The organism is Burkholderiales bacterium (genome assembly GCA_036262035.1).
GTDB lineage: Bacteria > Pseudomonadota > Gammaproteobacteria > Burkholderiales > SG8-41 > JAQGMV01.
This window is the reverse complement of record DATAJS010000010.1, coordinates 536,679-563,189: the sequence shown is the minus strand read 5'-3', so window position 1 is coordinate 563,189 and position 26,511 is coordinate 536,679. Positions and strand designations below refer to the sequence as shown.

At 70.0% G+C, this 26,511-nt stretch carries 13 protein-coding genes; 6 read left to right on the top strand and 7 right to left on the bottom strand.

From position 1 onward, the window contains the following. Positions 1–9 precede the first annotated feature (9 nt). The 6 genes from VHP37_10630 to VHP37_10605 all read right to left on the bottom strand — a co-directional run bounded on the left by VHP37_10630 (position 10) and on the right by VHP37_10605 (position 18,993). Complete coding sequence (locus tag VHP37_10630) at positions 10–1,968, bottom strand: prepilin peptidase (protein HEX2826791.1); 1,959 nt, start codon at positions 1,966–1,968, stop codon at positions 10–12. Between the two features lie 15 nt (positions 1,969–1,983). Further along, on the bottom strand, positions 1,984–4,128 hold the full coding sequence (locus VHP37_10625) for a PqqD family peptide modification chaperone (GenBank protein ID HEX2826790.1): 2,145 nt from the start codon (positions 4,126–4,128) through the stop codon (positions 1,984–1,986). Between the two features lie 3 nt (positions 4,129–4,131). Next, entirely contained in the window at positions 4,132–5,589 is a 1,458-nt protein-coding gene (locus tag VHP37_10620) for an HlyD family efflux transporter periplasmic adaptor subunit (protein HEX2826789.1), read from the bottom strand. Between the two features lie 7 nt (positions 5,590–5,596). Continuing rightward, the gene (locus VHP37_10615) at positions 5,597–7,438 is read right to left on the bottom strand and encodes a TolC family outer membrane protein (protein ID HEX2826788.1); all 1,842 of its coding nucleotides are present in this window, start codon (positions 7,436–7,438) and stop codon (positions 5,597–5,599) included. A gap of 150 nt (positions 7,439–7,588) precedes the next feature. After that, positions 7,589–9,154 (bottom strand): sensor domain-containing diguanylate cyclase, encoded by a 1,566-nt coding sequence (locus VHP37_10610; GenBank protein ID HEX2826787.1) that lies wholly within the window; start codon positions 9,152–9,154, stop codon positions 7,589–7,591. Beyond that, positions 9,151–18,993, bottom strand: a complete 9,843-nt coding sequence (locus VHP37_10605; GenBank protein HEX2826786.1) for an Ig-like domain-containing protein — start codon at positions 18,991–18,993, stop codon at positions 9,151–9,153. The genes VHP37_10610 and VHP37_10605 overlap by 4 nt, the downstream gene beginning before the upstream one ends. A 315-nt stretch (positions 18,994–19,308) precedes the next feature. Here VHP37_10605 and VHP37_10600 point away from each other — a divergent pair, with 315 nt between their 5' ends. The 6 genes from VHP37_10600 (at position 19,309) to VHP37_10575 (ending at position 25,498) form a co-directional block, all read left to right on the top strand. After that, the gene (locus VHP37_10600) at positions 19,309–21,321 is read left to right on the top strand and encodes a bifunctional diguanylate cyclase/phosphodiesterase (protein HEX2826785.1); all 2,013 of its coding nucleotides are present in this window, start codon (positions 19,309–19,311) and stop codon (positions 21,319–21,321) included. A gap of 153 nt (positions 21,322–21,474) precedes the next feature. Beyond that, positions 21,475–22,206: a Crp/Fnr family transcriptional regulator gene (locus VHP37_10595; protein HEX2826784.1), complete on the top strand. Its 732-nt coding sequence runs from the start codon at positions 21,475–21,477 to the stop codon at positions 22,204–22,206. 69 nt (positions 22,207–22,275) lie between these two features. Further along, a complete protein-coding gene (locus VHP37_10590) occupies positions 22,276–22,659 on the top strand; it encodes a hypothetical protein (protein HEX2826783.1) in 384 nt (127 codons plus the stop codon). 48 nt (positions 22,660–22,707) lie between these two features. Continuing rightward, positions 22,708–23,358, top strand: coding sequence for a hypothetical protein (locus tag VHP37_10585; protein HEX2826782.1), 651 nt, complete (start codon positions 22,708–22,710; stop codon positions 23,356–23,358). A gap of 170 nt (positions 23,359–23,528) precedes the next feature. Further along, positions 23,529–25,196, top strand: a complete 1,668-nt coding sequence (locus tag VHP37_10580; protein ID HEX2826781.1) for a PQQ-dependent dehydrogenase, methanol/ethanol family — start codon at positions 23,529–23,531, stop codon at positions 25,194–25,196. Continuing rightward, entirely contained in the window at positions 25,193–25,498 is a 306-nt protein-coding gene (locus VHP37_10575; protein HEX2826780.1) for a cytochrome c, read from the top strand. Before VHP37_10580 ends, VHP37_10575 begins: the two co-directional genes overlap by 4 nt. A 207-nt stretch (positions 25,499–25,705) precedes the next feature. Here VHP37_10575 and VHP37_10570 read toward each other — a convergent pair whose 3' ends face one another. Next, positions 25,706–26,467, bottom strand: coding sequence for an ABC transporter substrate-binding protein (locus VHP37_10570; protein ID HEX2826779.1), 762 nt, complete (start codon positions 26,465–26,467; stop codon positions 25,706–25,708). Positions 26,468–26,511: the final 44 nt, after the last annotated feature.

Genomic DNA, 26,511 nt, shown 5'->3' with positions numbered 1-26,511 from the left:
TGGCAGTCCTCATTCTTTCGCCGCTCCAAAACTCAGTGCACGCTCCGCGTGCGTGTCGCGCTTCAAAAGCTCGCGCCGCTCGTTACGCTGCCGCCGCTCCTCGATACGCTGCGGCCACGTCACCAGGAAGCGCACCAGCCGTTGCGGCCTTTCCAGCCCCGGCGCCGTCACCCGCCGCGCGACGAACCGCGGCGCGCTTTTGGCGATCAGCGGCTTGTCGACGCTGAGCAGCGTGCGCACGCTGCCCGGGTCGCCGCGGCGCGCGCAGCGGCCGACGAGCTGCCGGTCGATGCGCCGGGATACGTTGTGCTGGCAGCAGATGACGTGCAGACCCCCGCGCGCGGCGACTTCGGGCCCGAGCTCGATGTCGGTGCCGCGGCCGGCCATGTTGGTGGCGACCGTGATGCGACCGGGCTGGCCCGCCGCTGCGATGATTTCGGCCTCCGAGCTATCCTGGCGTGCGTTTAGAACGGCATGCGGCTGCCCGACTTGAGCCAACCGCCGCGACAAAGCTTCAGATTCCGCGACCGAATCGGTTCCGATCAGCACCGGACGCCCGGTCCGGGCAGTCTCGATCGCTTCCTGCACTACCGCCTGCCACTGCGTTTCGCGATCCGGGTAGAGCCGGGTGGGCAGCACGACCCTGAGGGCGGGCCGGCCGAGGGGAATGCGAGTCACTTCGAGGCCGTACACCGAGGCGAGCTCCGCGCGCGCTTCGGCCAAAGTCCCACTCATCCCACCTAAGCGAAGATACCTCTTAAAAAATCTCTGGTAAGTGATCTGCGCCACAGTCGCCGTCTCAATCCCGGCTTCCAGGCCTTCTTTCAGCTCGATCAGTCGATGCAGGCCGCGCGACCACACGCGACCGACGGCGAGACGGCCGGTCGATTCGTCGATGATCGTCACCTCGCCGCGGCGGACGAGGTAATGCCGGTCCTGCTCGTAGAGGTGCAGCGCGGCGAGCGCGGTGCACACCGTCTCGTCGCGGTGCAGGCGGTTCTTCCAGGCGCCGTCGCCGCCCATCGCGTCGAGGGCGTCGGCGCCCGCCGGCGTGAGCTCGGCGGCCATGCGGCCGCGATGAAGTGTGAAATCCTTCTCGGAAACGAGTCGCCGCGCCGCGTCCAGCGCCGCTTTGAGGTAGCGCTGCTCGCCTGCGTTCTCGACGCGCTCGGACAGGATGAGCGGCACCCGCGCATCGTCGATCAGCACCGAGTCGGCTTCGTCGACGAGCGCCATGCACAATCCGCGCAGCACCGTCTTGCGCGCGGCGGCCTTGCCGCTCGCCATCGCGGCGGCGCGCTCGAAGAGGTCGCCGCGCGATGCCTTGCGGGTCAAGCCGTCGCGCAGGTAATCGAAGACGAGCTCGCTGGCCGTGCAGTAGACGATGTCGCAGTCGTACTTCGGGCGGCGCTCGTGCGGCGGCACCGCGCCGGTCACGGCGGCGACGGTGAGCCCCAGCGCCGAATACAACGGCTCGAGGATCTTCGCGTCGCGGGCGACGAGGTAGTCGTTGGCGGTGATGACGTGGATCGGGATGCCGGCGAGCGCCGCGGTCGCGGCGCAGAGGCCCGCGGCCAGCGTCTTGCCCTCGCCGGTGGCCATTTCGGCGAGCGCGCCGCGCAGCATGACGCGGGCGGCGATGAGCTGGGTCGCGAAAGGCTGCATCGAGAGCGTGCGCGCGCAGGTGCGCGACACCAGCGCAAAGGCTTCGGCGACGAGGTCGTCCGCCAGCCCGTGGCGCGCGAGGCGCGCGCGGATCTGCACCACGCGCTCGGCGATGCACGCCTCGTCGGCGCCCTCGAGCGCCGCCGAGTGCGCGTTCACCGCCGCGATGAAGCGGTCGTTGGTGGAAGCCGCGCGCACCGGCAAGAACGTCTTCGCCTTGGCGAGCAGCGCTTCCACCGGATCGCGTGCGCCGGTGCGCCGCTCGGGATAGACGCCGAGCACGATGCCTGGCACCGGCAGCACGTCGGCTCTCATTTTTTAACCCGCGGGATTGAAGTGCTGGAGCAGGACCTGGCGCGCCTGGCGATACCAGCGCGCCGCGAGCGGCGTCGCGCCGTGGTCGAAGCGCACCCACGCGCGGCTGCCGACGCGCTCCAGCGCGGTCTCGGGCAGCGCCACGTCGACGAGCACGACCGGCTCCTGCGTCTTCACGCCGTCGGTGTCGGCGGGGTCGGTGGCGAGCGAACCGCCGTTCTTGTCGCCGAGCGCGGGGCTCGGCAGCTCGTGCGTCGCGGCGGGGATATCGCGCACCATCTTCGCGGGTATCGTCACGGTGTCGCCGGCGAGGCGCACTTCGACGCCGCGCGCGCCGCCTCGCAGGAACGCCGCATCGTATTCGGGCAGCGCCGCGCGCACGCCGATCTCGCGGCGCTCGAGCACATAGCCGATCGTGGCGCCTTTGCGCACGAACGTGCCGGGCAGGTCCTGCTGCTGCGGCATGACGAGCACGCCGTCCGCCTGCGCGCGCACTTCGAGCTCGGCGATCTTGTCGTTCACGCGCTTCAGGTCTTCCTGGACGCGCACGAGCTCTTCCTCGGCGTTCTTCGCCTGCTCGGGACTGGCGGTGAGCGCGCTGTAGCGGCCGGCCTCGAGCTGCTCGACGCGGTTGGTGAGGCGCTCGCGCTCGACGATCAGCGCCGGGTCTTCCAGCACCACCAGCACGTCGCCGGCGGCCACACGGTCGCCGTCGCGCGCCAGCATCTCGGCGATGAAGCCGTCGGTGCCGGGACGCAGCCGCGCGTGCTCCGGCGGCCACACCACGCCGCTGGCGATGGTGTGGAAAGGCAGCGGCACGGCGCAGATCACGACCAGCAGCGCGCCCGCCGCGCCCATGCCGAAGAAGCCCGCGCGGCGGCGCGCGCTGCCCGGCGGCAGCATGTCGCGCATGCGCGCGACCATCGCATAGAGCGGTTTGGCGATGACGCTGAAGACGAGCGCGACCGCCCCCGCCGCGGCGAGCAGCGTCGAGTGCCCGCCGAGCCACACCACGATGCCGATCGACAGGGCGATGCGATAGACGAGCGCGAGCGGCGCGTAGGCGATGAGCCATTTCGCTTCGCCCCTGGATGACGCCATCAGCTCGGGCGCGCGCTCGCCGCCGATGCCGCGCAGGAGGGCGCGCGACCACCACGTGCGGCTGCGCGGTCCGAGGTTCGGCAGGTCGAGCACGTCGCACGCGATGAAGTACGCGTCGAACGGCAGCAGCGGGTTGGCGTTGAAGATCACCGTCGTCACGCTCGCGATGAACATCGTGACGAACGCGAGATCGGCGACGAGGCCGGGCTGGACGTTGAGCCAGACGAGCAGCGCGAGCGACGCGACGACGAGCTCGGCCATCATGCCCGCGGCGCCGACGATCACGCGCTGGTAGCGCGAGCGGAAACCGGCGGCGGCCGACGCGTCGACGTACGGCGCGGGCACGAGCACGAACAGGCTGAACCCCATCCCCTGCACCGTGCCGCCCCAGCGGCGCACCGTCAGCGCGTGCGCGAGCTCGTGCAGCGCTTTCAATATCGGAAAGACGATCCACGCCAGCAGCAGGTAGCGCGGCGTGCCCATGTAGCTGCCGGCATGCTTCGACAGACCGTCCCAGTGCGAGGCCGCGGCGAAAAACGCCGCGACGACGACGAGCGTCCACAGCGCGAACGTGTAGCGGTTGAAGAGGAAGCGCGGCAGCGCTCCGAACTTTTGGAGGAACTTCGACGGATCGCCGAGCGGCACGCGCATCGCGAACGGATTGACGAAGCCCTGCGCCTTGGCTTTGGCGCGCTCGCTGCGGCGGCGCTCCAGCGCGGCGGGATCGGCCGCGTGCTCGTAGGCGAGGAGCTCGTGCTCGTCGAGCTGGGCGAGGAGCTGGATGACGTCGTTCTGGGTCGGCGCGTCGTCGCGATACTGCTCGAGCAGCGTGTTCCACACCTGCTCGACCGAGAGGTTGCCGTCGCAGCGCCCGATGAACGCCCAAGCTTCGGCGTTGACGCGGAACTGCCGGCCGTTGGCGGGATTGACGAGCAGGTACCAGCGCTCGTCGCGCACCTGCTGGCGCAGCACGCGCACCTCGGGCGAGAGGTGCGGATGCTTTTCAGCGACCCTGTACCACAGCGGGCTGAAGAGCGATTCGCGCACGGCTTACAAGCCCCACTGGAACAGCGTGAGACGCGCCCACTGAACGAGGCGGTGGGTCCACGCCCACGCGATCGAGCTCGTGCCCGCATCGATCTTGGCGACGCCGCGCAGGCCCGGCCGCAGCGGCGCGGCTTCGGCCAGCTCGGCTTCGACCTCGAAGAAGTTGCGGCCTTCCCGGGTCGTGGCGACCGGCGTCACGCGCGCGACCTTGAACGACAGGGCGCGGTCGATCGCGCCCAGCGCGACGCTGCCGGTCTGGCCGGCGCGCACGTCGCCGATGTCGCGCTCGTCGACTTCGATCAGCAGGCGGAACTGGTCCGCGGGCGCGACGGTGACGAGCACGTCGCCCCGCCGCAGCGGCGCGCCGAGCGATTGGGTGAGATCGCCCTTGATGACGATGCCGTCGAACGGCGCGACCACGCGCGCGCGGCCGAGCTGGCGCTCGACGAGGTCGAGCTGGGCGCGCGCTTCGTCGGCTTTGGACTGGTTGATCACGTACTGCGCGCGGTCGCTGCGGGCGAGCGCGGCGGAGGCGGCGTTCTCGTGCTGGGTGAGCTCGCTCTGCCACTTGCGGCGCTCGGCGTCGAGGTCTTCCCCGGCCATCTCGACCAGCACCTGGTCGGCTTTCACGCGGTCGCCGGGCCGCACGTTCACGGTGCGCAGGAAGCCGTCGGACGGCGCGACCAGCGCGCGCTGCACCGAGCCTTCGACGCGCGCCTGCGCGCCGACGCGATACGAGACCGGAACGAAGCAGAGCAACGCGATGAGCAATCCGAGCCCGACCGCGGCGGCCTTGCCCGCGGTGTGGCCGGGCGAGACCAGCGCGCGGCCGCAGCGCTTGAGCACGTCGCCGAGGCGCGAGTGCCACGACTTCTCGCCGTCGCGCTTCAATTCCAGCAGCGGGCCGGTCATCGCGGCGATGTGCTCGGCCAGCGCGATGTCTTCGCGCGACGGGCGCTCGCCGTCCGCGCGCGCCAGCGTCATCGCGCCGAACGCTACACCCCGCCGCACCAGCGGCACCGTGAGCACCGCGCCGCCGTAACGCCGGGAAAGCGTCGCGTTCGCCAGCGTGATCAGCGGCCGCGCGCCGGCCTCGACCGGCAGCACGATCGTGCTCGACTGGTCGATCGCTTCTTCCATCGCCGAGCTGAACGCATCGTTGAGCTCGTGCGCGCGGTCGGCTTCGGCGGTGTTGGACATCGCGACGACGCGCACGTGGCTGCCTTTGATGAAACCGATCGCGGCGCGGTCGAACGCCAGGAGCTGCGCGACCTCGCCCGCGAAAGCCGCGGCCGCGGCTTCGAACGATTCGTGCGACAGCACCGTCGCCTGGAGCTCGAGCACGCGTGCGGCCATCGCGTGAGCAGGCGTCGAAGCGCGGTTGATGAGCGAGAAGATGCCGCGCTGCTGCGAGGGCGGCTGCGCGTCGAAGGCCGGCTTGCGTTGCGTGCTCGTGTCCATGGGTTCCCTAACGCGTCGCGGTCCTGGGGGACTCGGCCGTCACTTTCTCCTGCTGGATCAGCCAGCGGTCGCCGCGCCTGACCAGCACCATCGTCTTGTCGCTGTCGAGGTCGAGCGCGCCCGACCGGTAGTGCTGGCGGAACGTCGCCACCGCGCGATCGGCGCTCTCGATCCTGACCTGCGGCGCACTCACTTCGACCTCGATCGTCCGCGGCTTCTGGATGCGCGTGCGGCGCTCGGCGGACCAGCGCTCGCGCGGGACGCCGCCGGGCGTCTCGAAATCGGGCGCGTAGAACGCGAGGTACTGATCGACGTCGTTGGCGGCCCACGCGCGCGCCCACGCCTGCACCGCCTGGGTCACTTCGGCGCTCGCGTCGACAGGCTTCGCCTCGGGTTTTGCCGCGGCCTTCGCTTCGGGCTTCGCGATCATCTTCGCGACGACCGCGGGCGGGATCGGCTTGGCCGTCGAGATCACCGGCTCGGCGGGCGGCGGCACCGCGACGACCGCCTGTTTGCCGGCGACGCCCTGGGGATCGAGCCACTGGTTGACCGCGACGAGGTCGGACTCGGTGAGCTCGCCGATCGCGGCTTCGAGCCGCAGCAGCGAGAGCACGTAGGTGTATTTGGATTGCGCCAGGTCGCGCTGCGCGCTGAATAGGAGCTGCTGCGCGTTGAGCACGTCGACCTGGGTGCGCACGCCGACTTCCTGGCCGACGCGCGTCGAATCGAGCTGGCTCTGCGTCGAGACGAGCGCGGCTTCGAGCGCGCGCACCTGTGCGATGCCGCTGGTGATGCCCAGATACGCCTGGCGCGCGTTGAATTCGGCGGTGCGGCGCGCGGCTTCGAGGTCGTCGGAAGCGCGCGACTGGTTGGCGATCGCTTCGCGCACGCGCGAGCTCACCAGGCCGCCCGAGTAGATCGGCAGCGCGAGCTGCACGCCGACGCCGCTGGTGCGCGTGTCGTTGCCGACCGAGGTCAGCGTGCCGGCGCCGGCGCCGACGTTGGAGAGGGTCCCGAACAGGTCGAGCGTCGGCAGGTGCGCGGCGCGGTTGCGCTCGATCTCCTGCTGCGCGAAGGTCTGGGCGCTGCGCGCAACCTGCACCTGCAGGTTCGCCTGCAGCGCGAGCTCGACCCAGGACCCCATGTCGGCGGGCTCGGGCGCCTTGAGGGTGAAGCGCGCGCCCAGCGGCGCGAGCTCCGGCGAGGCGCGGCCGATGGTCTGCTCGAGCGCGCGGCGGCGCAGCTCGAGATCGTTGCGCGCGGCGATCTCCTGCGCGGCGGTGAGGTCGTAGCGCGCCTGCGCTTCGTGCGTGTCGGTGATGGTCGCGGTGCCGACCTCGAAGTTGCGCTTGGCCTGCTCGAGCTGCTGACCGATGGCGGTCTTCTGGGCTTCGGCGAGCGCGACGTTGTCGTGGGCGAGCAGGACGTCGAAATACGCCTGCGCCGCGCGCAGGATCAGGTCCTGGGCGGCGAGCGCGAGCTGCGCGTCGGCCTGCTGCACCTGGGTCCGGGCCTGCTCGTAGGCGATCGAGTTCTGCCGCCGATACAGCGGCTGGGTGACGGTCAGGCTCACGTTGTTCGTGCCGAACTGGGTGTTCTGGCGCGGCACCGAGTCGTCACGGAAGGTGATCGTCCGGTCGCTGTACTGCGTCGACGCCGCAACCTGGGCGAGCGGGAGCAGCCCGGCGCGCGCCTGGGGAATGCGCTCCTGGGCGGCCGCCCAGCCGCTCTTGGCGGAGGCGTAGGTCGGGTCCGAGCTGCGGGCAAGACGATAGACCTCCAGCAGGTCCGCCGCACCGGCGGTCCCGGCGCACGACAACAGCACGGCGGTTACGAGCGTTCGCTTCATCGAAATCCAGTGTTTTTCTTGCAACTGCCTGCGCTGCAGGCTTTTTGAGCTTGCGTAATGTAAGCGAGCCCCCCCAAAACCGATTGCGACAATACGCATGGTTTTGGCCCCTATTTCGGATGGGCACGACGAACGGTAGGGATGCGGGGGTCAGACGGTCGGGGACTTCACCGGATCGGGCCGGATGCCGCCGCAGGTGACGCGGTTGCGGCCCCTGTGTTTGGAGACGTAGAGCGCCTTGTCGGCCTCGTCGATGAGGGCGGCCGCGTCGGCCATGCCGGAGGTGAGCATCATCACGCCGAAGCTGGAGGTGACCTTGACGCCGGGGGCGCCGCGGATGCCCCGGCCGGCCCGTCCTTCGACCTCGGCCCGCAGGCGCTCGGCGATCGCCAGCGCCTCGTCGACTTCGACCCCCGGCAGTGCGATGCAGAACTCCTCGCCGCCGTAGCGCGCCAGCACGTCCGCGTCGCGCAGGCCCGACTGGAGGGTCTTGGCGACCGCCTGGAGCACCTTGTCGCCGGTCGCGTGGCCGTGGGTGTCGTTGATGCTCTTGAAGTGGTCGATGTCGCACATGATGCAGCACAAGGGCAAAGCGTCGACGCGCGACTTCGCCACGAGCTCCTCGAAGCGCTCGAACAGCGCGCGGCGGTTGTAGCAGCCGGTCAGGGCGTCGCGCATGGCGAGGAGCTTGAGCTCCTCGTTCTGGACGTTGATCTTCTCGCGCGACTGCTCGAGATCGGTCATCGCCAGGCGAAGCTGGGTGTTGATGCGCTCGAGCTCGGTGACGTCGTCGAAGGTGACCACGCAGCCGCGCACCGCGCCGTTGGCGTCCTGGATCGGCGCGCAGTTGACGACCGTGCGCACCGGCTCGCCGCCTTCCATCGGGAATGCGAGGTGGTCGCCGCGCTGGGCGGTACCGAGGTGCATCGCGCGCATCCACGGGTATTCGCGCGGATCGGCCGGCAGCTCGCGCCGCAGCCACGGCATGTTCTGGATCGCCTGGCCGGTGATGTTCGGGCCGGCGCGCTCCACCCAGCGCCGGAACGTCACGTTGGCGAGCACGATGCGCCCGTCCTTGTCGACGACCATCACGCCCTCGGTGAAGCCGTCGAACGCCTTGCGCACCCGCTCGGGAATGACCGCGGAGGGATCGAGATAATGGAAGACGCGCTTCAGGTACAGCGTGAAGAACGCGAGGCAGAACCCCGCGAGCGCGACGACGAGGAAGATGCGCGGGTCTGAGACCCAGCCGGCGAGCGAATCGCGGCGCACCGGGGCGAAGCTCACCTCGAGGTCGCCCCAGCGTGTATCGCCGAGCGCGAGCGGCACGCGCACGTTGTCGATGTCCGACGCCTTGTCCGACCGGGGCTTCCAGTGGGCGCCATGGTCGCCCGCCTGCGCGACGATCTCGCCGTCGGCGCGGCGCAGCGCCGCCGAACGCACGCCGGCGTCGCCCTTCAGAGCCTCGTGCAGCGCGAGCGGCAGCGCTTTGGGATCGTTCGACGCGAGCGCGCCGGCGCTCTGCAGCGCGAGCAGCTCGCTGGTGCGCTCGCGCACCTGCTTCACGAGCGGCGTCTGGTCGGGCAGCACCGCGAACAGAAGATCGAGCGCGACCACGCCCGCGATCATGATCGAGGTGAGTCCGATCGCGACCCGCGCGGCGGGACCGACGCGGAACCGGCGCACGGCGTTGAGCATGTCTTTCAGTCTCTTCACAGGGTTCTCGCGGTGCTGCGGCCGGCGTCCAGCCACAGTCGGTCCGCGGCGTCTTCCTCACGCTGCGAGTCGCCGTCGCCGTCGCCCCAGTCGGGTTTCTCGGATTCCGGCGCCAGCACCGGCAACGGGTCGAGGTGGCGCCAAGCGGGCGCGCTGGTGAGCAGGCTCGCGAGCAGGCCGGCGCCGTGCAGCGTCCAGCCGACCGCGCCGACCGACACGATGATCGCGGACGCACGCACGCCGTTCTCGAGCGTGAGGAGGGCGTGCGCCTGCCGCTTCGCATCGTCCTCCCGCGCCGACGAGTCGGTCGCGTCGGCGGCGGTCGACGCGGCTGCGTGCCGCGCGCCGATCCCCACGGTGGGGAGCACCTGCGCCGGCGCCGCGCTGTCGGCGTGCAGGTCGAGCACGATCGGCGCCGCGACGGCCGTGGCGGCGGCGCCGTCGCGCCGCGCGGCGGACGACGACGGCGCGCTCGAAGCGACCGCATCGGCGCGCGTCTCGCCGCGCACCGGCGCGATCACCTCGCCGCCGGTGTCGACCATGGGAAGCTTGAGCGCCTGAGCCGCGGCGGCATCGAGCTCGGCTGCGATGCGCGCGAGCGTGGTCTTGTTGCGCGATTCGGACGACGCCTGCTCGGCCCCGGTCTCGGCGGCCGCGGTCGTCGGCGCGGGCGGCGGAGGCGGAGGTGGCGGCGGCGGAACGGACGCGACCGGGTCCACGACCACCGCAGCGGACTTGCGCATGACATCGATCGTGAGCGTGCGCGCCGCGGCATCGGTGTCGACGCCGCCGCTCGAGGTACCGCCGTCGTCCTGCACCCGGAACGCGATGGCCGCGTACGCCGCGCCGCTGCCGCTCGCGCCGGGCGAGAAGGTGAGCTCGCCCGCGGCGATGCGTGCGACCGGCACGACCTCGCCCGCACCGACCGCTGCGCCGCCGAGCAACAGCGTGCCCGAACCGGTGACCGCGGTGATGCGTACGCCGGCGAGCGCGTTCGCCGGGCTGTCCGCGGCGTCGGCGTAACCGAAATCGGCCGCGGCGAAGGTATACGCCCCGCCCTCGTTGATCGCGATCCTCGCGTCGGCGCCCGCCGGCGCGTCGTTCACCGGCGTCACGTCGACCGTCATCGTCCGCGCGACGATATCGAAATCGACGCCGCCCGCGGCAACGCCGCCGTCGTCGCCGACCTGGAAGGTGAAGCTCGCCTGGCTGGCGCCGTTCGCGTTCGCGGGCGGCGCATAGACGAGGTCGCCCGCGGCGATGCTCGCCGCCGGGATCACCTGCCCCGCGCTCACCGCGACGCCGGCCAGCGTGAGCGAGCCGGACCCGGGCGGCGTCACGATCCGCACCGCCGCGAACGCGTTGCCGTCGCGCGCGTCGGCGAATCCGAAATCGGCGGGCGTGTAGCGGTACGGCGTGTCCTCGAGCGTGGTCACGGTGTTGTCGGCGCCCGTGGGCGCGTCGTTCACCGCCGTCACCGCGATCGTCAGGGTGCGTGCGATCGCGTCGGTGTCGGCGCCGCCGCTTAAAGTGCCGCCGTCGTCCTGGACGCGGAACGCGAAGCTCGCGTACGCCGCGCCGTTCGCATCGGCGGCGGGCGTGTAGACGAGATCGCCGGCGGCGATGCTGGCGGCCGAGACGAGCTGGTTGGGCGTGACCGCCACGCCGTGCAGCGTGAGCGTCCCGGCGAGCGGCGTCGACGCGATGCGCACGCCGGCGAACGCGTTGCCGTCGGCGGCATCGCTGAAACCGAAGTCGCCGGCGGCGAAGACGTATGCCGTGTCTTCGAGCGTCGTGACCGTGCGGTCAGCGCCGGATGGCGCGTCGTTCACCGCGGTAACGCCGATCGTCATCGTGCGCAGGTTGGCATCGACATCCGCGCCGCCGTTCGCGATGCCGCCGTCGTCGCGCACTTCGAACGCGAAGCTCGCGTAACCGCCGCCGCTGCCGTCGAGCGCGGGCATGTACATGAGCTTGCCGGCGGCGATGTCCGCGGCGGAGATCACGTCGCCCGCGGCGAGCGGAACGAAGTCGTTCACCAGCGTCCCGGTGAGCGGCAGCGACGAGATCCTGACCGCGGCGAGCGCATTCGCACCGGCGGAACCGGCAGCGTCGGCCTCATCGGTGAAGCCGAAGTCGAGCACAGTGAAGGTATACGGCGTGTCTTCGAGTGTCGTGACGGTGCTGCTCGCGGCCGACGGCGCATCGTTCACCGGCGTCACCGCGATCGTCATCGTGCGCGCGGTTGCGTCGGTGTCGGCGCCGCCGGCAGCGGTGCCGCCGTCGTCCTGCACCCGGAAAGCGAAGCTCGCGTGAGCAGCGCCGTTCGCGTTCGCCGCCGGGGTGTAGACGAGATCGCCCGCGGCGATGCTCGCGGCGCTGACGAACTGGTTCGCGGCGACCGCGACACCCGCGAGCGTCAGCGAACCCGCGGCGGGAACGCCCGCGACGCGCACGCCGGCGAACGCGTCGCCGTCCGCGGCGTCGACGAAGCCGAAGTCGGCGGCGGTGAAGGTGTACCGCGTGTCCTCGAGCGTCGTCACGGTGCGGTCGGCGCCGGCCGGCGCGTCGTTCACCGCGACGACATCGATCGTCAGGGTGCGGGCGAGCGGATCGAGATCGGCGCCGCCGTTCGAAGTGCCGCCGTCGTCCTGCACGCGGAACGCGAAGCTCGCATGAGCGGCGCCGTTGGCATCGGGCGCGGGCGTGTAGCGCAGGTTGCCCGACGCGAGGTCCGCGGCCGACACGGTCTGCCCGGAAGTCACCGCCGCGCCCGACAGCGAGAGCGAACCGGCCCCCGGTATCGACTCGATCCTCACGGCGAGCAGCGCGTTCGCTTCCACCGCATCGCCGAAGCCGAAGTCCGCGGCGCTGAAGACGTACGCCGTGTCTTCCAGCGTCGTCACGGTGTGGTCGCTGCCTGCCGGCGCGTCGTTCACCGCCGCGACGTCGATGGTGAGGGTATGCGCAAGCGGATCGGTGTCGATGCCGCCGTCAGCGGTGCCGCCATCGTCCTGCACGCTGAACGTGAAGCTCGCGTACGCCGCGCCGTTCGCGTTCGGCGCGGCGCTGTAGCGCAGACTGCCCGCGGCGATGTCCGCGGCGGCGATCGACTGGCCCGACGTCACCGCGACGCCGGACAGCGTGAGCGTTCCGGCCGCGGGCAACGCGCCGACGTTCACGGCGAGCAGCGCATCGCCGTCGCCCGCATCGCCGAAGCCGAAGTCGGCGAGCACGAACACGTACGGCGTGTCTTCGCGCGCGATCACCGTCGTGCCGGTGCCGCTTGGCGCGTCGTTCACTGAAGTGACCGCGACGGTCATCGTGGGCGGCGTCGCGTCGAGGTCGGCGCCGCCGTTCGTCGTACCGCCATCGTCCTGGACCTGGAACGTGAAGCTCGCGTAGAGCGCGCCGTTGCCGTCGGGCGCCGGCGTGAACTTAAGATCGCCCGCCGCGATGCTCGCCGCGGACACGAACTGGTTCGCGGTCAGCGCCACGCCTTGCAGCGTCAGCGAGCCGGCGCCGGGAACCGTTGCGATCTTCACGTTCGAGAACGCGTCGCCGTCGGCATCGCCGTAGCCGAAGTCGGCGACGGTGAAGGTGTAAGCGGTGTCTTCGAACGTCGTGACCGTCTTGTTCGTCCCCGTCGGCGCATCGTTCACCGAGACCACGTCGACCGTCATCGTCCGCGCGACCGGATCGACATCGACGCCGCCATCGGCGGTGCCGCCGTCATCCTGCACCTGGAACGTGAAGCTCGCGTAGCCTGCACCGTTGGCGTTCTGCGCCGGCGCGAACCTGAGGTTGCCGGCGGTGATGCTCGCGATCGAGATCGATTGGCCTGCCGTCACTGCAACGCCCGACAGAGTCAGCGCGCCTGCGACGGGCGTCGCTGCAATGCGCACCGCCGACAGCGCATCGCCGTCCGCGGCATCGCCGAAGCCGAAGTCCGCGGCGCTGAAGGTGTAGGCGCCGTCCTCGAGCATGGTGATGGTCTTGCTCGTACCGGCCGGCGCGTCGTTTACCGAGGTCACCGCGACCGTCATCGTGCGCGGCGTCGCATCGAGGTCGGCGCCGCCGCTCGCAGTGCCGCCGTCGTCCTGCACCTGGAAGGTGAACGCCGCATAGGCGGCGCCTTTCGCATCGGGCGCCGGTGCGAATTTGAGATCGCCCGCCGCGATGCTCGCCGCCGACACGAGCTGGTTCGCGGTCACCGTCACGCCTTGAAACGTCAGCGAGCCGGCGCCCGGAAGCGATGCGATCTTCACGTTCGCGAACGCGTCGCCGTCGGCATCGCCGTAGCCGAAGTCGGCGACCGCGAACGTGTGAACCGCGTCTTCGACGATCGTGACCGTCTTGTTCGTCCCCGTCGGCGCGTCGTTCACCGAGGTCACGTCGACCGTCATCGTGCGCGCGACCGGGTCGAGGTTGACGCCGCCGAAGGCGGTGCCGCCGTCGTCCTGCACCTGGAACGTGAAGCTCGCGTAAGCCGCGCCGTTCGCGCCCGGCGCGGGCGTGAACCGCAGGTTGCCGGCGGTGATGCTCGCCGCCGTGACCGTCTGTCCCGTCGTGACCGCCGTGCCCGACAGCGTGAGCGTTCCCGCGGCGGGCACCGCGCCGATGCGCACGCCGGCGAGGGCGTCCCCATCGAGCGCATCGCTGAAACCGAAGTCGGCCGTCGTGAAGGTGTATGCAGCGTCCTCGAGCACCGTCACGGTCTTGTCGGCGCCGGCCGGCGCATCGTTGACCGGGACCACCACGATGGTCAGCGACTGCGCGAGCGTGTCGACGCCGCCGTTGGCGGTGCCGCCGCTGTCCGCGACGGTCCACGACAACGTCGTGGGGCCGCCGTTCGCATTCGCCGCGGCCCGGAACTGCATGCCCTGGAGCTGGGCAAGCGTGTAGGCCGTGCTCGCCGTGACGGCCGTCGTCCCGTCGGCGAGGGTGACCGTGCCGAGCGCCGCAGCGGGGACCGCGGTGACGGTATACGTCAGCGTCTGCACCGCTTCGTCCGCGCCGCCGCCCGCGCTGTAGGCGAGCGCGCCGAGGCCAAGCGAAGTCGGCGCCGCGTCTTCGTACGGCGCCAGGGGCAGGATCGCGCCGGCAGTCCGCATCGGCGCGTCGTTCACCGCGTTCACGGCGACGCTCGCGCTCGCGGTGCCCGTGCTGAACGCGGTCGACCCACCGCTGTTCGCCGTGCCGGCGATCTGGAGCTCGGTGAGCGCGAGCGTGTTGTCGCTCGGATCGGTTCCGGTGACGAGCCAGCGCACGCGCGTCTGCGCCGAGATGAACGCGCTGATGTCGAAGGTGCGCGTGCCGATGAACTTGTTGGTGCTCTCGTCGAACACGCCGCCCGCCAGCGTGGTATAGCTGGCGCCGCCGTTGCTCGAGACCTGCACTTCGAACCGCGCCGCGTTCTGCAGGCCGTTGAAGTACGTGAAGGAGAGCGTCGCGCCGGTCGAGCCCGACAGGTCGACCTCGCGGTAGATGTTGTTGCCCGAGACCGCAGCGTCCATCGTCAGCAGACCGCTGCCTATGCGGATGTTGCCGCCCGACGCGCCGCCGCCTCCGCTGTCGGTCTCGACCCACGGGCCGCTCCACGCGAGCGTGCCGTTGCTGTTCGAGTACGAAGCCGTCTGGAACTCGTCGCGGAACGTGCCGGCGGTGCCGCTGGTATCCGCGGTGCCGCCCGCGACGCCGCTCGTGCGGTCCCACGCGCGAAACGTGATGCCGTTCGCGACCGTGCCGTTCCAGTTCGCGTTCGGCACGAAACGCACGTAGGTGCTGGCGTCGGCCGCGAGCAGACGCGCTGTCGTGGCGGAAGGCGAGCCGAAGCTCGTCCACGCGCCGCCCGCGTTGACCGAGTACTGCCAGGTGCCGTTGGTGTTGTCGACCGCGGTGACCGCGATGCCGGTGAGCGAAGCCGGATCGGCGTCGGTGGTCATGGCGGCGATCAGCGCGGACACGAGCGTGCCCGCGCTGCCCGTTGCGTCCTCGTTGATCGCGCCCAGGTTGTTGCTGCCGTTGAGGACCGGCGCGGTATTCGCCGCGCTGACGGTGATCGACGCGGTCGCGCTCGCCGCGCTGAACGCCGTCGCGCCGCCGCCGACGCTCGCGTCCGCGGTCGCCCCCGCGGCGCCGCTCGTGCCGTCCCAGCCTTTGAAGGTCAGGCCGCCGGCGACCGTGCCGCTCCAGTCGGCGTTGGGCACGAAGCGCACGTAGGTGGAAATATCCGCGGCGAGCAGTCGTGCGGTGGCCGCCGCGGGGCTGCCGAAAGCGGTCCACGTAGAGCCGCCGTTGGTCGAGAACTCCCACGTGCCGTTCGTGTTGTCGACGGCGGTGACGGCGACGCCGAGGGCGGCGCTGTCTATGTCGCTGAGGTGCCCGGCGGTCAGGTCCGCGACGAGAGTGCCGGGATTGGAGGTCGGATTGCGATTGATGCCGGACAGATCGTTGGTGCCCGAGAGCGCCGGCGCGTCGTTCGCGGCGGTCACCGTGATCGTGAGCGACTCGGAGAGCGTGTCGCTGCCGCCCGCGGCGGTGCCGCCGCTATCGGTTACGGTCCAGCTGAACGCCGCCGGGCCGCCGCTCGCATTCGCCGCAGGCGCGAACTGCATGCCGCGAAGCTGCGCGAGCGTATAGGTCGTGCTCGCCGTCACGGCCGTGACACCATCCGCGAGGGTGAGGGTGCCCAGCGCCGGCGCGGGAACGGCGGTGACCGTATAGGTGAGCGTCTGCGCGCTTTCGTCCGCCGCGCCGGTGCCGTACGCGAGAGCGCCCAGCCCCAGCGACGCCGGCGCAGAGTCTTCGATCATCGTCAGGTTGTTGACGGCGCCTGCAGTTCGGGCAGGCGCGTCGTTCACTGCGTTGACCGCGATCGCGGCCGCGGCCGTTGCGGTGCTGAACGCGGTCGAGCCGCCGTTCGAGCCGATTGCCTGGATCTGAAGGTTGTCGAGGGAGAACGCGTTCACGCCCGCGCCGGTCTCTCCGCTGACGACGAGCAGGCGCACGCGCGTATCGGCGGCGATATACGCGCCTATGTCTATCGTCCTGCTGCCGGCCCCCGCGTTCGACGTGTCGAACGCGCCGCCCGCGACGGTGGTATAGCTCGCACCGCCGTTGCCGGAGACCTGTACGTCGAGGCGCGCGGCGCCGCCGAGGTTGTTCTGGTAGTTGAAGGAAAGCGTCGCGCCGGCGGCGCCCGAGAGATCGGCGCTGCGGTACAGGAAATCGCCGGCCTGCGCGACCTGCAGCGACAGCACGCCGCCTGCGATCCTGAAGCGGCCGCCGCCCGCGGCGCCGCCCGCGCTGTCGTTCTCGACCCACGCGCCGGCCCACGCCTGCGTACCGTCGTTGTTCGTGTACGAGACGGTCCCGAAGTTGTCGCGAAAGGTTGCAGACAGCCCGCTCGTGTCCGCCGTCGCACCCGCGACGCCGCTCGTGCGATCCCACGCCCTGAACGTGATACCGCCCGCGACCGCGCCGTTCCAGTCGGCGTTCGGCACGAAGCGCACGTACGTATTGGCGTCGGCCGCCAGCAGCCGCGCCGCGGCCGCGGAAGGCGCGCCGAAGTTCGTCCACGTCGAGCCGGCATTGACCGAGTACTGCCACGCGCCGTCGGCATTGTCGACGTTGGTGACCGCGATGCCGGTCACGGCGCCCGGATCGACGTCGTCTGCCATCCCGGAGATGAGCGCCGAGACCAGCGTGCCGGCGTTCGAGACGGCATCCTCGTCGATCGATGAGAGCGCATTGCTGCCGGTCAGCGTCGGCGCGGTGTTGCTTGCGCTGACGCTGATCGATCCGGACACCACAGCCGCGCTGAAGGCGCTTGCGCCGCCGCCGACGCTGGCGTCGGCGGTCGCGCCGGCCGTGCCGCTCGTCTGATCCCATGCCCTGAACGTCAGACCGCCGGCGACGGTCCCGCTGTAATTCGTGTTCGGCACGAACCGCACGAGCGTCGCGATGTCTGCCGCGAGCAATCGCGCGGCGGCGGCAGCGGGCGAGCCGAATGCCGCCCAGCTCGCACCGCCGTCGGTCGTGTATTGCCAGGTGCCGTTCGTGTTGTCGACCGCGGTGACCGCGATGCCGCCGAGCGCGCCGGTATCGACGTCGCTCATGTGGCCGGCGATCAGGTCGGCGACGAGCGTTCCCGGGTTGGACGTCGGGTTCCGGTTGATCCCGCCGACATCGTTGGTTCCGGTGAGCGTCGGCGCGTCGTTCACCGCCGTGACGCTGAGACGTACGGTGGCCGGCGCGGACTGCGCTGCCCCGTCGCTCGCCCTGAACACGAAGCTGTCGCTGCCGCTGTAGTCGGCCGTGGGCGTGTAGCTGAACGAGCCGTCGGCGTTCAGCGTGAACGCCGCGGCGTGCGCGGGCCCGGTGACGAGCAGTGCGGTCACCGCGGAGCCTTCGGCGTCGCTCGCGAGCTGCAGCACGCCCGGCGCCGCGACGACGAGCGGCGTGTCCTCGGCGACGGTGTAATCCAGGTTGGTCGTGCGCGCCGGCACGTCCGCCGCGATGCCGTTGCCGAGCACGCCGTCGTTACCGTTGGCCGTGGCATCGAACGCGGTCGTGCCCGAGGTTTCGTCGAAGCGCCAGTAGCCTGCAAGGTCCGCTTCATTGCCGGCGAGGCTGGTGCGATAGTTCGCCTGGACCTCGGCCGCGCTGCGCTCGACGTTCCACACGCGCACTTCGTCGATCAGGCCGACGAAGTGCTGGTTCGACGCGTGCTGTCGCGAGCCGATGGTGAAATCGTCCTCGCCGGGATACTCGTCGCCGATCGGTCCGGAGCCGTTGTCGGTGTGGACGAGCTGGCCGTCGACGTAGGTGTTGACGACCCCGTCGTTGTACGCGACCGCGACGTGCAGCCATTTGTCCGGGGTGACGTTGTAGCCGGTGTCGACCCAGTTCCAGCCCGGGCTCGCGCTCTTGAACGCCCACTGCAGATTGCCGGTCGCGCCCGAGATGCCGAGCTCGTATTCCCCTTCCTTGTTCACGAGGATCTCGTTGGTCGGTGCGACCGGCCCCGTCTTCTGGAACGTGACCTCGATCGTCGTGGTCGAGGTCATCACCAGGGTGGCCGGCGTGGCGACGACGACCGAGTCGGTGCCGTCGAAGGCGAGCGCGCGATCGGTGACGCTCGGCGCTTCGTTGGCGAGCGTGCCCTGCCATGCCGCCGCCGAGAGCTGCGCCGCGTCGATGCGCCCGGCGGAGTATTCGAGCGTCCAGTCGCCGCCGCGCGCCGCGCTGCCGGTGAGATCGGTGCTCGCCGCCACGTCGGCGCCGGTGAGCGCCGCCAGCGCGCCGACGAAAGCCTGCCCCTGTGCGCCCGAAGCGACGTCGCAGCCGTAGATGAGGAAGTCCGCATCGGCCGCGAGCGCGTCACGCCACGCGGCGATGCTGTCGCGATCGCGCTGGAGCGCGGCACTGTCGAGTACCGTCGAGCCGAGCTCGAGCGCGCCCGCGGAACCGTGCGAGACGAGGTGGACCGCAGCGACGTCGCGCCGCGCGGCGAGGATCTCGCCGATCTGCCGGACGCCGTCGGCAGCGGGGTCGAGCACGTAGACGTCCAGCGGCGTGTCCCTGCCCGCCTGCAGCGCGTCCACCAGCGCCTGGTAGTCGCCGACCGCGCCGTCGACGATGACGAGCTCGCGGCGCGATTCGGAGGTCTGAATCGGCTCGGCCGCCGGAAGCGCCGGCGCGGGATCGACCACGCGCACCTCGACGAGCTGGGCGGCGGCCGGAACGGGTACGAGCGCGGCCGCATCCGCAGAATGCAGGATGCGGGGCTCGACCTCTTCCACCAACAGGCGCGCTCGTTGTCGTCGCTGTTTCATCTTCCGTGCCGAATGGCGCACGCAGCCCCGCGACCTTTTGTCGCGTCTGACGATTCTGCTCGCGCAACGGCGCGCTCCAAGCCCGAAAAAGGTTGGAAAAGTAGCGCCTATTCGGATGACCTAACGTCATCCGGAACCGAATCTGTAGGCGACAGTCGTGCATTACGGCACACACGCCGCTCAAGCCGCACAGCGCAGTGCCGTAGACACGACGTTGGTGCACGCACGCATCACGAAACGCGTACGCGCTGCGCAATTCCGCACGGACCGGCGGGCGCGTCCTGGCAGCTGCGGCGCCCCGGGAGACCGATGTTGATGAACGCGCGAGAGTCCACGACCACAGCGATCGCGATCGCTGCGGCGGGCGCTGCGCTACTCGCCTCGCTCGCGCTCGGCGCGCGGGCTCCCTGGATCGCCGGATTCGGCGCTGCGCTCGCTGCCGCCGTCGCCCGTCGCTTTTTCCGGCTCACGCGGGGCGGCGGCGCCGCCGAAAGCCGCGCCGACACGCTCGCGGCGCGCCAGCACCGCGCGCTGGAAGCTTTCGCGCAGATCGACCGCGCGGTGCTCGCTTCGGCGAGCACCGAAGTCCTCGTCCGCGAAGTATTGCGCAAGGCGCCCGCCGTCATCGGCTGCGACGTGTTCGCGGTAACGATGCTCCCGACCGATACCCAGCCCCAGGCGATCACGCTCCTCGACGACGGCGACGCCGCGCCCGCCGAGCTGCGGCCGTCCTGCGACGCCCGCACCCTCAAAGTGCTCGCGGTGGAGCCGCACGGCCTGTGGCTGGAGCGCGCCGACGCCGACCCGCTCGGCGTTTTCGCCGCCGAGCGCGGCGCGCGCGAAGTGCTGCTGGTCCCGGTGTTCGTCGACGCTTCCATGACCGCGGTACTCACGGTCGGCACGCGCGCGGGCCGCAGCCTCGGCGACCAGGGCCGCACCTACGCCTGCGATTTCGCGGCGCGCCTCGGCGTCGCCCTCACCGCCAGCATCCACCGCGCGGTGCGCTACCTCGAAGGTCACTACGACGCGCTCACCGGCCTGCCGAACCGCCGCTCGCTCACCGACCGCCTCAGCGCCGAGATCGCGCGCTCGCAGCGCGACGGTCTCGCGTTCGCGCTCGTGTTCATCAACATCGACGAATTCAAGAAGGTGAACGACTGTGCGGGTTATGCCGGCGGCGACGAAGTGCTGCGCGAAGCGGCGGCGCGCCTGAAGCGCAGCCTGCGCGAGCAGGACGTGCTCGCACGCTACGGCGCCGACGAGTTTCTCGCGCTGCTGCCGGCGATCCCTTCGGACCTGCACGCGGGCAAGGCGGCCGAGAAGATCGCGGCGGTGCTCGCCGAGCCGTATGTCGTCGGAGGCGAGACCTATCACCTCGGCGCGAGCATCGGCGTCGCGCTCTATCCCGACGACGGGCGCGACAGCACGCGGCTGCTGCACAACGCCGACGTGGCGATGTCGCGCGCGAAGGCGAGCGGCTCGGGCCGCGTGATGTTCTTCGAAGAGCGCATCAATTCCGAGCTCACTTCCCGCGCGGCGCTCGAGCGCGATCTCAGACAGGCGGTGCACCACAGGCAGTTGACGGTCGCCTACCAGCCGCTGGTCGAGCTCGCGACCGGACGCATCGTCGGCGCCGAAGCGCTGCTGCGCTGGGAGCATCCGCAGCGCGGCGCCGTCGGTCCGGGCGAGTTCATCGGCATCGCGGAACAGACGGCGCTCATCGAGCCGATGGGGGACTACGTGCGCGAGACCGCGTGCCGCCAGTTCCAGCGCTGGTCCGCGAGCGGCGTCGCGCCGCTGCGCATCTCGCTCAACGTGTCGAGCCGCGAGATCCTGCGCGACGATTTCGTGCCGCGCATCGAGTTGCTGCTGGGGGAGACCGGCATGCGTCCGTTCTGTCTCGAGCTCGAGATCACCGAGAGCCTGCTGGTCGACAGCTCGTCGCAGGCGATCGCCACGCTGCAGCGGCTGCACGACAAAGGGGTGCGCATCGCGATCGACGATTTCGGCACCGGCTATTCGTCGCTGGCCTACCTGCGGCGCATGCCCTTCGACGTGCTGAAGATCGACCGCGCCTTCGTCTCCGACATCGGCAAGGACGCGGGGTCCGACAGCATCCTGTCGGCGATCGTCGCGATCGCGAAAAGCCTCGGCAAGGAGATCGTCGCCGAAGGCGTGGAGACCGAAGAGCAGCGCGAGGTCCTGCTGCGCCACGGCGTCGACATCGGACAGGGTTATCTGTGGAGTCCCGCCACCACGCCCGAGCAGTACTCCAGTCTCATGCGGGCGTGTCCGCCCGACACGGCGATGCGTGCCGACGCTGCGTAGGGCGGCTGCCGTCACGCTCGATCTCATGCCGCATCGCCGCAACCTGCGTTTACCGAAACAAAGTCTTACAAACGAAGCGGGACCTTCTCACAACCCGGGCGCACTAATTCCTCTATAGTCCCGCGCTTTTGTCGCCCGCTCTTTTTCCACGCCATGTCCCGCTATAACGCAGACCCCCAGACGCTACGACGGCTTGCGCCGTTCTCGTGGTTTTCCAGCGGCCAGTTGTCTTGGGCGATGGGGGCGATCGAGACCCGGTCGTACGAGCGCAACGCCGTCATCCAGCATTCGGGCCAGGAAGGTGACGGGCTCTACATCCTGCTCGAGGGACAGGTCTCGGTGCTGCACGAGGACGGCGAAGGCCACCAGCTGCTGGTGACGAGCATCGGGCCGCACGAGTTCTTCGGAGAGCTCGGTCTTTTCGAGGGACAGGCGTGCGCCGCCAGCATCCGCGCCGAGTCGCGCTGCAGGGCGCTCTTCGTCCCGCGCAAGGTCGTTCTGGAATGCCTCGAGGAGAATGCGCGCGCCGCGATGTGCATGCTCGACAAGATCACCGCGCGCCTTTGTCAGACGCACGCGAAGCTCGCGCATCTCGCGCTCACGACCGTCGAGCAGCGCGTCGCCAGCACGCTCGTCGAGCACAGCGTCGAGTCGGACGGCGTGTGGCATGTGCGCGTGGGCGCCGAACAGATCTCGTCGATGGTCGCCGCGTCGCGCGAGATGGTCAGCCGGGTGGTGAAGAGGATGGTGGAAGGCGGCATCGTTCGCCGCGACCGCCGCAGGCTGATCGTGGTCGACCGGGAAGCGGTCTCCTCACTGGCCGCGCGCAGGCTGCATGCCTCGCATGGCGGCAATGGCGACGCGCGTCGCCCCGCCCAGGCATAAGTGCACAACCGTCTGCCCGGCGGGCATGTGGAGTGCTCGTTGTAAGGCATCGTCCGACAGTCGATAAGAATGGGATACCGGATCGCAGAGCCGCACGTTCGCGTGCGCACCAACATCAACCGCGAGTGGATCTGGGAGCTCGTCACCCACGACGGTCACGTCGCGTCGGTGTCCCGATGCTATCGGGAGCGGGATCCGTGCGAGGCCGAAGCGCGCTCGCAGGGCCTGCCCGTGATGGGCGGCAGGCGGCAGAAGAACGGCCGCCGCAAGTCGCGCCCGCCGGGTGTGCGCGTCTACGCCGACAGCCACGGGCTGTGGCACTGGGAGCATGTCGACGACGCCGGGCAGGTGCTGGCCGCTTCTCCCATGGCGTTCCTGACCAGAGACGAGTGCGAGCGCGAAGCTCCGCGCTGCCTGATCGCCCTCGACAGTCACATCGAGACGTCGGCATAGAAGCTGCACCTCCCCGGGAGCAGTGTCCAACTTTCGAGGAGAACCACCATGATCCGTCAGTACTCTGTCATCGCTGCGGCCGTGTTCGCCGCTTGCAGCACCGCCGCGCTCGCGCAGACGCGTCAATCGACCGACGCGAGCCAGGCTTCGCAGACCAATCCCGCCCAGTCGGTGAACCCGAGCGCCGCGACCGGCGTCGACTCGAGCGCCAACTTCCGCGGCAACCACAACGCCATCTTCATGGACTCGAAGGCGACGACCAACCAGTCGACCAGCGCATCGCAGAACACCGGCAGCGCGCAGAACATGAACGTCCCGGGCGTGAGCGCCGCGCCCGGCACGTCGGGCAAGAGCTCCAGCCGCACGGGCGCGAGCCAGGCCTCTCAGACCAGTCCCCAGCAGTCGGTGAACCCGAGCGCCGCGACCGGCGTGTCGTCGAGCGCCAAGTTCCGCGGTGACCACAACGCGATCTTCATGGACTCGCAGGCGACGACCAACCAGTCCACGACCGCGTCGCAGAACACGAACAGCGCGCAGAACATGAACGTACCGGGCGTGAGCGCCGCGCCGGGCCAGGGCGGCACCTCGTCCAGCGCCGGCGGCTCGACCGGCTCGAAGCCGGATATGAGCGACGGTCCGGGCAAGCGCGGCCACGGCAAGGCCAAGGGCCATCGCCGCTCGCACGGCGAGAATCGGTAGCAGCACGCTTCGGCGCGCAGCCGTGCGCCGAAGCGAGAAAAAACCCGCCGTCCTCGACGGCGGGTTTTCTTTTGCGCGGGATCGTCCCTGTTTGGCGTTAAAGTAAACCTCGGGCGTCACGCCCGAACCCATACGCACGCCCGCCGCTCGACCACAAGGAGGGAGTCGCCATGAGGAAGCTATTCGCAGCGGCGCTGTGCTCGCTGAGCGCCGCCGCCTACGCACAGACCGCCGACGATCTGCTCAACAAGAGCGGAAGCACCGACAACGTCACCACGTTCGGCATGGGCTACGACCTGAAGCAGTGGAGCCCGCTCAAGCAGATCAATAAATCCAACGTGAAGCGCCTCGTGCCGGTCTGGAGCACGAGCACGATGAACGACATGGGCGACCTGTCGCAGCCCACGGTCTACAACGGTGTGATGTACGTCGTGAACGGCAACATGACGATGGCGCTCGACGTCGAGACCGGCAGGCAGATCTGGCGCACGCCGGTCACCTACGACCGCGCGGCGCTGCGGGTCTCGGGCGGCGGCGCGCTCATGCGCGGGCCGGCGACGATCTACAACGGCAGGCTGTACCGCGAGACGCTCGATGCGCACGTCATCGCGCTCGACATGAAGACCGGCAAGGAAGTGTGGCGCCAGAAATACGCCGACTTCAAGGAAGGCTACAAGGGCGTGGTCGCGCCGATGATCGCCAACGGCGTGCTGATCGCGGGCACCGGCGGCGGCGAGAGCACGACGCGCGGCTTCATCGACGGCTACGATCCCGAGACCGGCAAGCGGCTGTGGCGCCGCTGGACGATCCCCGCGCCGGGCGAGCCCGGCTCCGAGACCTGGCCGCACAAGACCAAGCCCGACGCGTGGAAATACGGCGGCGGCTCGACGTGGCAGACCTTCTCGTACGATCCCGAGCTCGATCTGATCTACATGGGCACGGGCAACGCGGAACCGTACAACCCGGTCTATCGCGAGTCGCACGACAGCCTCTACACCGCGAGCATCCTCGCCATCAGGCCCAAGACCGGCGAGATCGCGTGGTACTACCAGTACCTCCCGAACGACAGCTTCGACTTCGATTCGACCGCCGAGAGCATCCTCGCCGACATCCCGGTGAACGGCCAGACGCGCAAGGTACTGATCAACCCCCACAAGAACGGCTTCCTGTACGTGATCGACCGCACCAACGGCAAGCTCGTCGCGGCGAACCCGTTCGTGAAAGTGAACTGGGCCTCGAAAGTCGATCTCGAAACCGGCAGGCCGGTGCTCACCGACGTCCTCGACCGCGCGGTCAAGGGCGAGCAGGTGCTGCTCCATCCGTCGCGCGGGACCAATGCGACGCTCGGCGCGTTCGATCGCAGGAGCGGGCTGGTCTATCTCAACACCTGGAACCTGCCGCGTCTGATGAAGTTCGTCGAAGCCAAGCTCGAGATGGGCGGCAACTACACCGGCATGGAATCGAGCATGGCCGTGCCCAAGGGCGAGCCTGCGGGCTGGCACATCGCGATCGATCCGCTCACCGGCAAGACCAAGTGGCAGACGCCGCTGATGGACTTCGCGAGCTCGGCCGGGATGCTCGGCACCGACGGCGGCCTGCTCTTCACCGGATTGCTGACCGGCGAAGTGATCGCCCTCGACCAGGACACCGGCAAGCAGCTGTGGAAGTTCAAGACCGGCTCGTCGGTCAACGCGCCGCCCATCACCTATACCTACAAAGGCAGGCAGTACGTGACGGTGCTCTCGGGCCGCGGCGGCAGCGTGGCGGGGCGCTTCATCACCAACAGCGTGCCGGCGGGCGGCTCGGTGTGGACCTTCGCGCTGATGGATGGCCAGTGAGATTCGCAGGATTCGGTGTTGCCCTCGTGTTCGCGGCCGCGGCCGCGAACGTCGGGGCGCAGGACGACGAAGCGGTGAAGCGCGGCGCACAGACTTACGCCAGGCACTGCGCGACGTGCCACGGCACGCGCCTCGCGGACCCGCCGTGGGCGACCGACCTCAGGGAATTCCCGAAGAGCGACCGCGCGCGCTTCGTCGACTCGGTGACCTACGGCAAGAACAACATGCCGCCGTGGGGCGACGTGCTGAAGCCGGACGACATCGCTGCGCTGTGGGCGTACGTGCTGACCGGGGGCAAATGACGGGCTCGGAGCAGCGCTATCGCGGGATGTAGCGGCCTTCGCGATCGCCTCTTCTTCGCTGATCATTGCGCGGCGCTGTCCCGGGGCGTCTCCGAGACCCACACGCCGAACCGCCGGCCGGGTCGGGCATGCGGGCGAGCGCCAGCGTGCCTGCGTCGATCTGCGGCCGGTGCGCGTCGGTTCCGAGGGGCCCGGGCATGCAGCGACCTATTCCGCGCCGCGCTCGTCCTGTACCCGCGAAGCCGCCGCGACCGTGAGGCCCTGCACGCCGTTCGCGTCGATCGTCTTCGCGACGAGGCCGCTCTCCTTCGCTTCCTCGATGAACTCGCGCAGGTAGCGCACACCCGCGGCGCGGCCCTTGGGAACGCCCGCCGCCTGCTGCACGGCGGTGAAGTTGCCGTCGAGGATGCGCGAGCCTGCGAGGTTCGCCTGATCGCTGATGAGCCGCGGGCGCAGGCCCGCAAGCGCGTCGCACCGGTCGTCGACGAAGTGCTTGAACGCGGCGTCCGCGCCCTTGATGCGCACGAGCCGCGCGTTCCTGATGTTGCGCGTGAGCCAGAGCTCGTAGGCGCTGCGCTCCGGCACCGCGATGCGCACGCCGGCGCGATCGGCGTCTTCCACGCGTCCGATCTTCGATCCCGCGGGCACGAGATAGGTCGCTTCGATCTCGACGTAGGCCGCGGTGAAATCGATCTCGTTCGCACGCTGCGGCTCGGCGCCGAGGAAGGCGACGTCCCACACGCCGCTCTTCGCGGCGTCGGCGAGCGCGCCGGGATTGGGGAACGGCACGAGCTCGACCGGCACGCCGAGACGGCGCCCGAGTTCTGCGCCCAGATCGGGCGCGACGCCCGCGGGCTTGCCGCTCTTCTCGTCGGTGCGCGTAAGCAGGAAATTCGACATGTTCAGGCCGACACGAAGCTTGCCGGTCGGCGCAAGATCGGAGACCACTGCGGCGCTTGCGTCTGGCATGGCCTTCACCTTTGGTCGTAATGTTGACGCAAGTATAGAGGCAT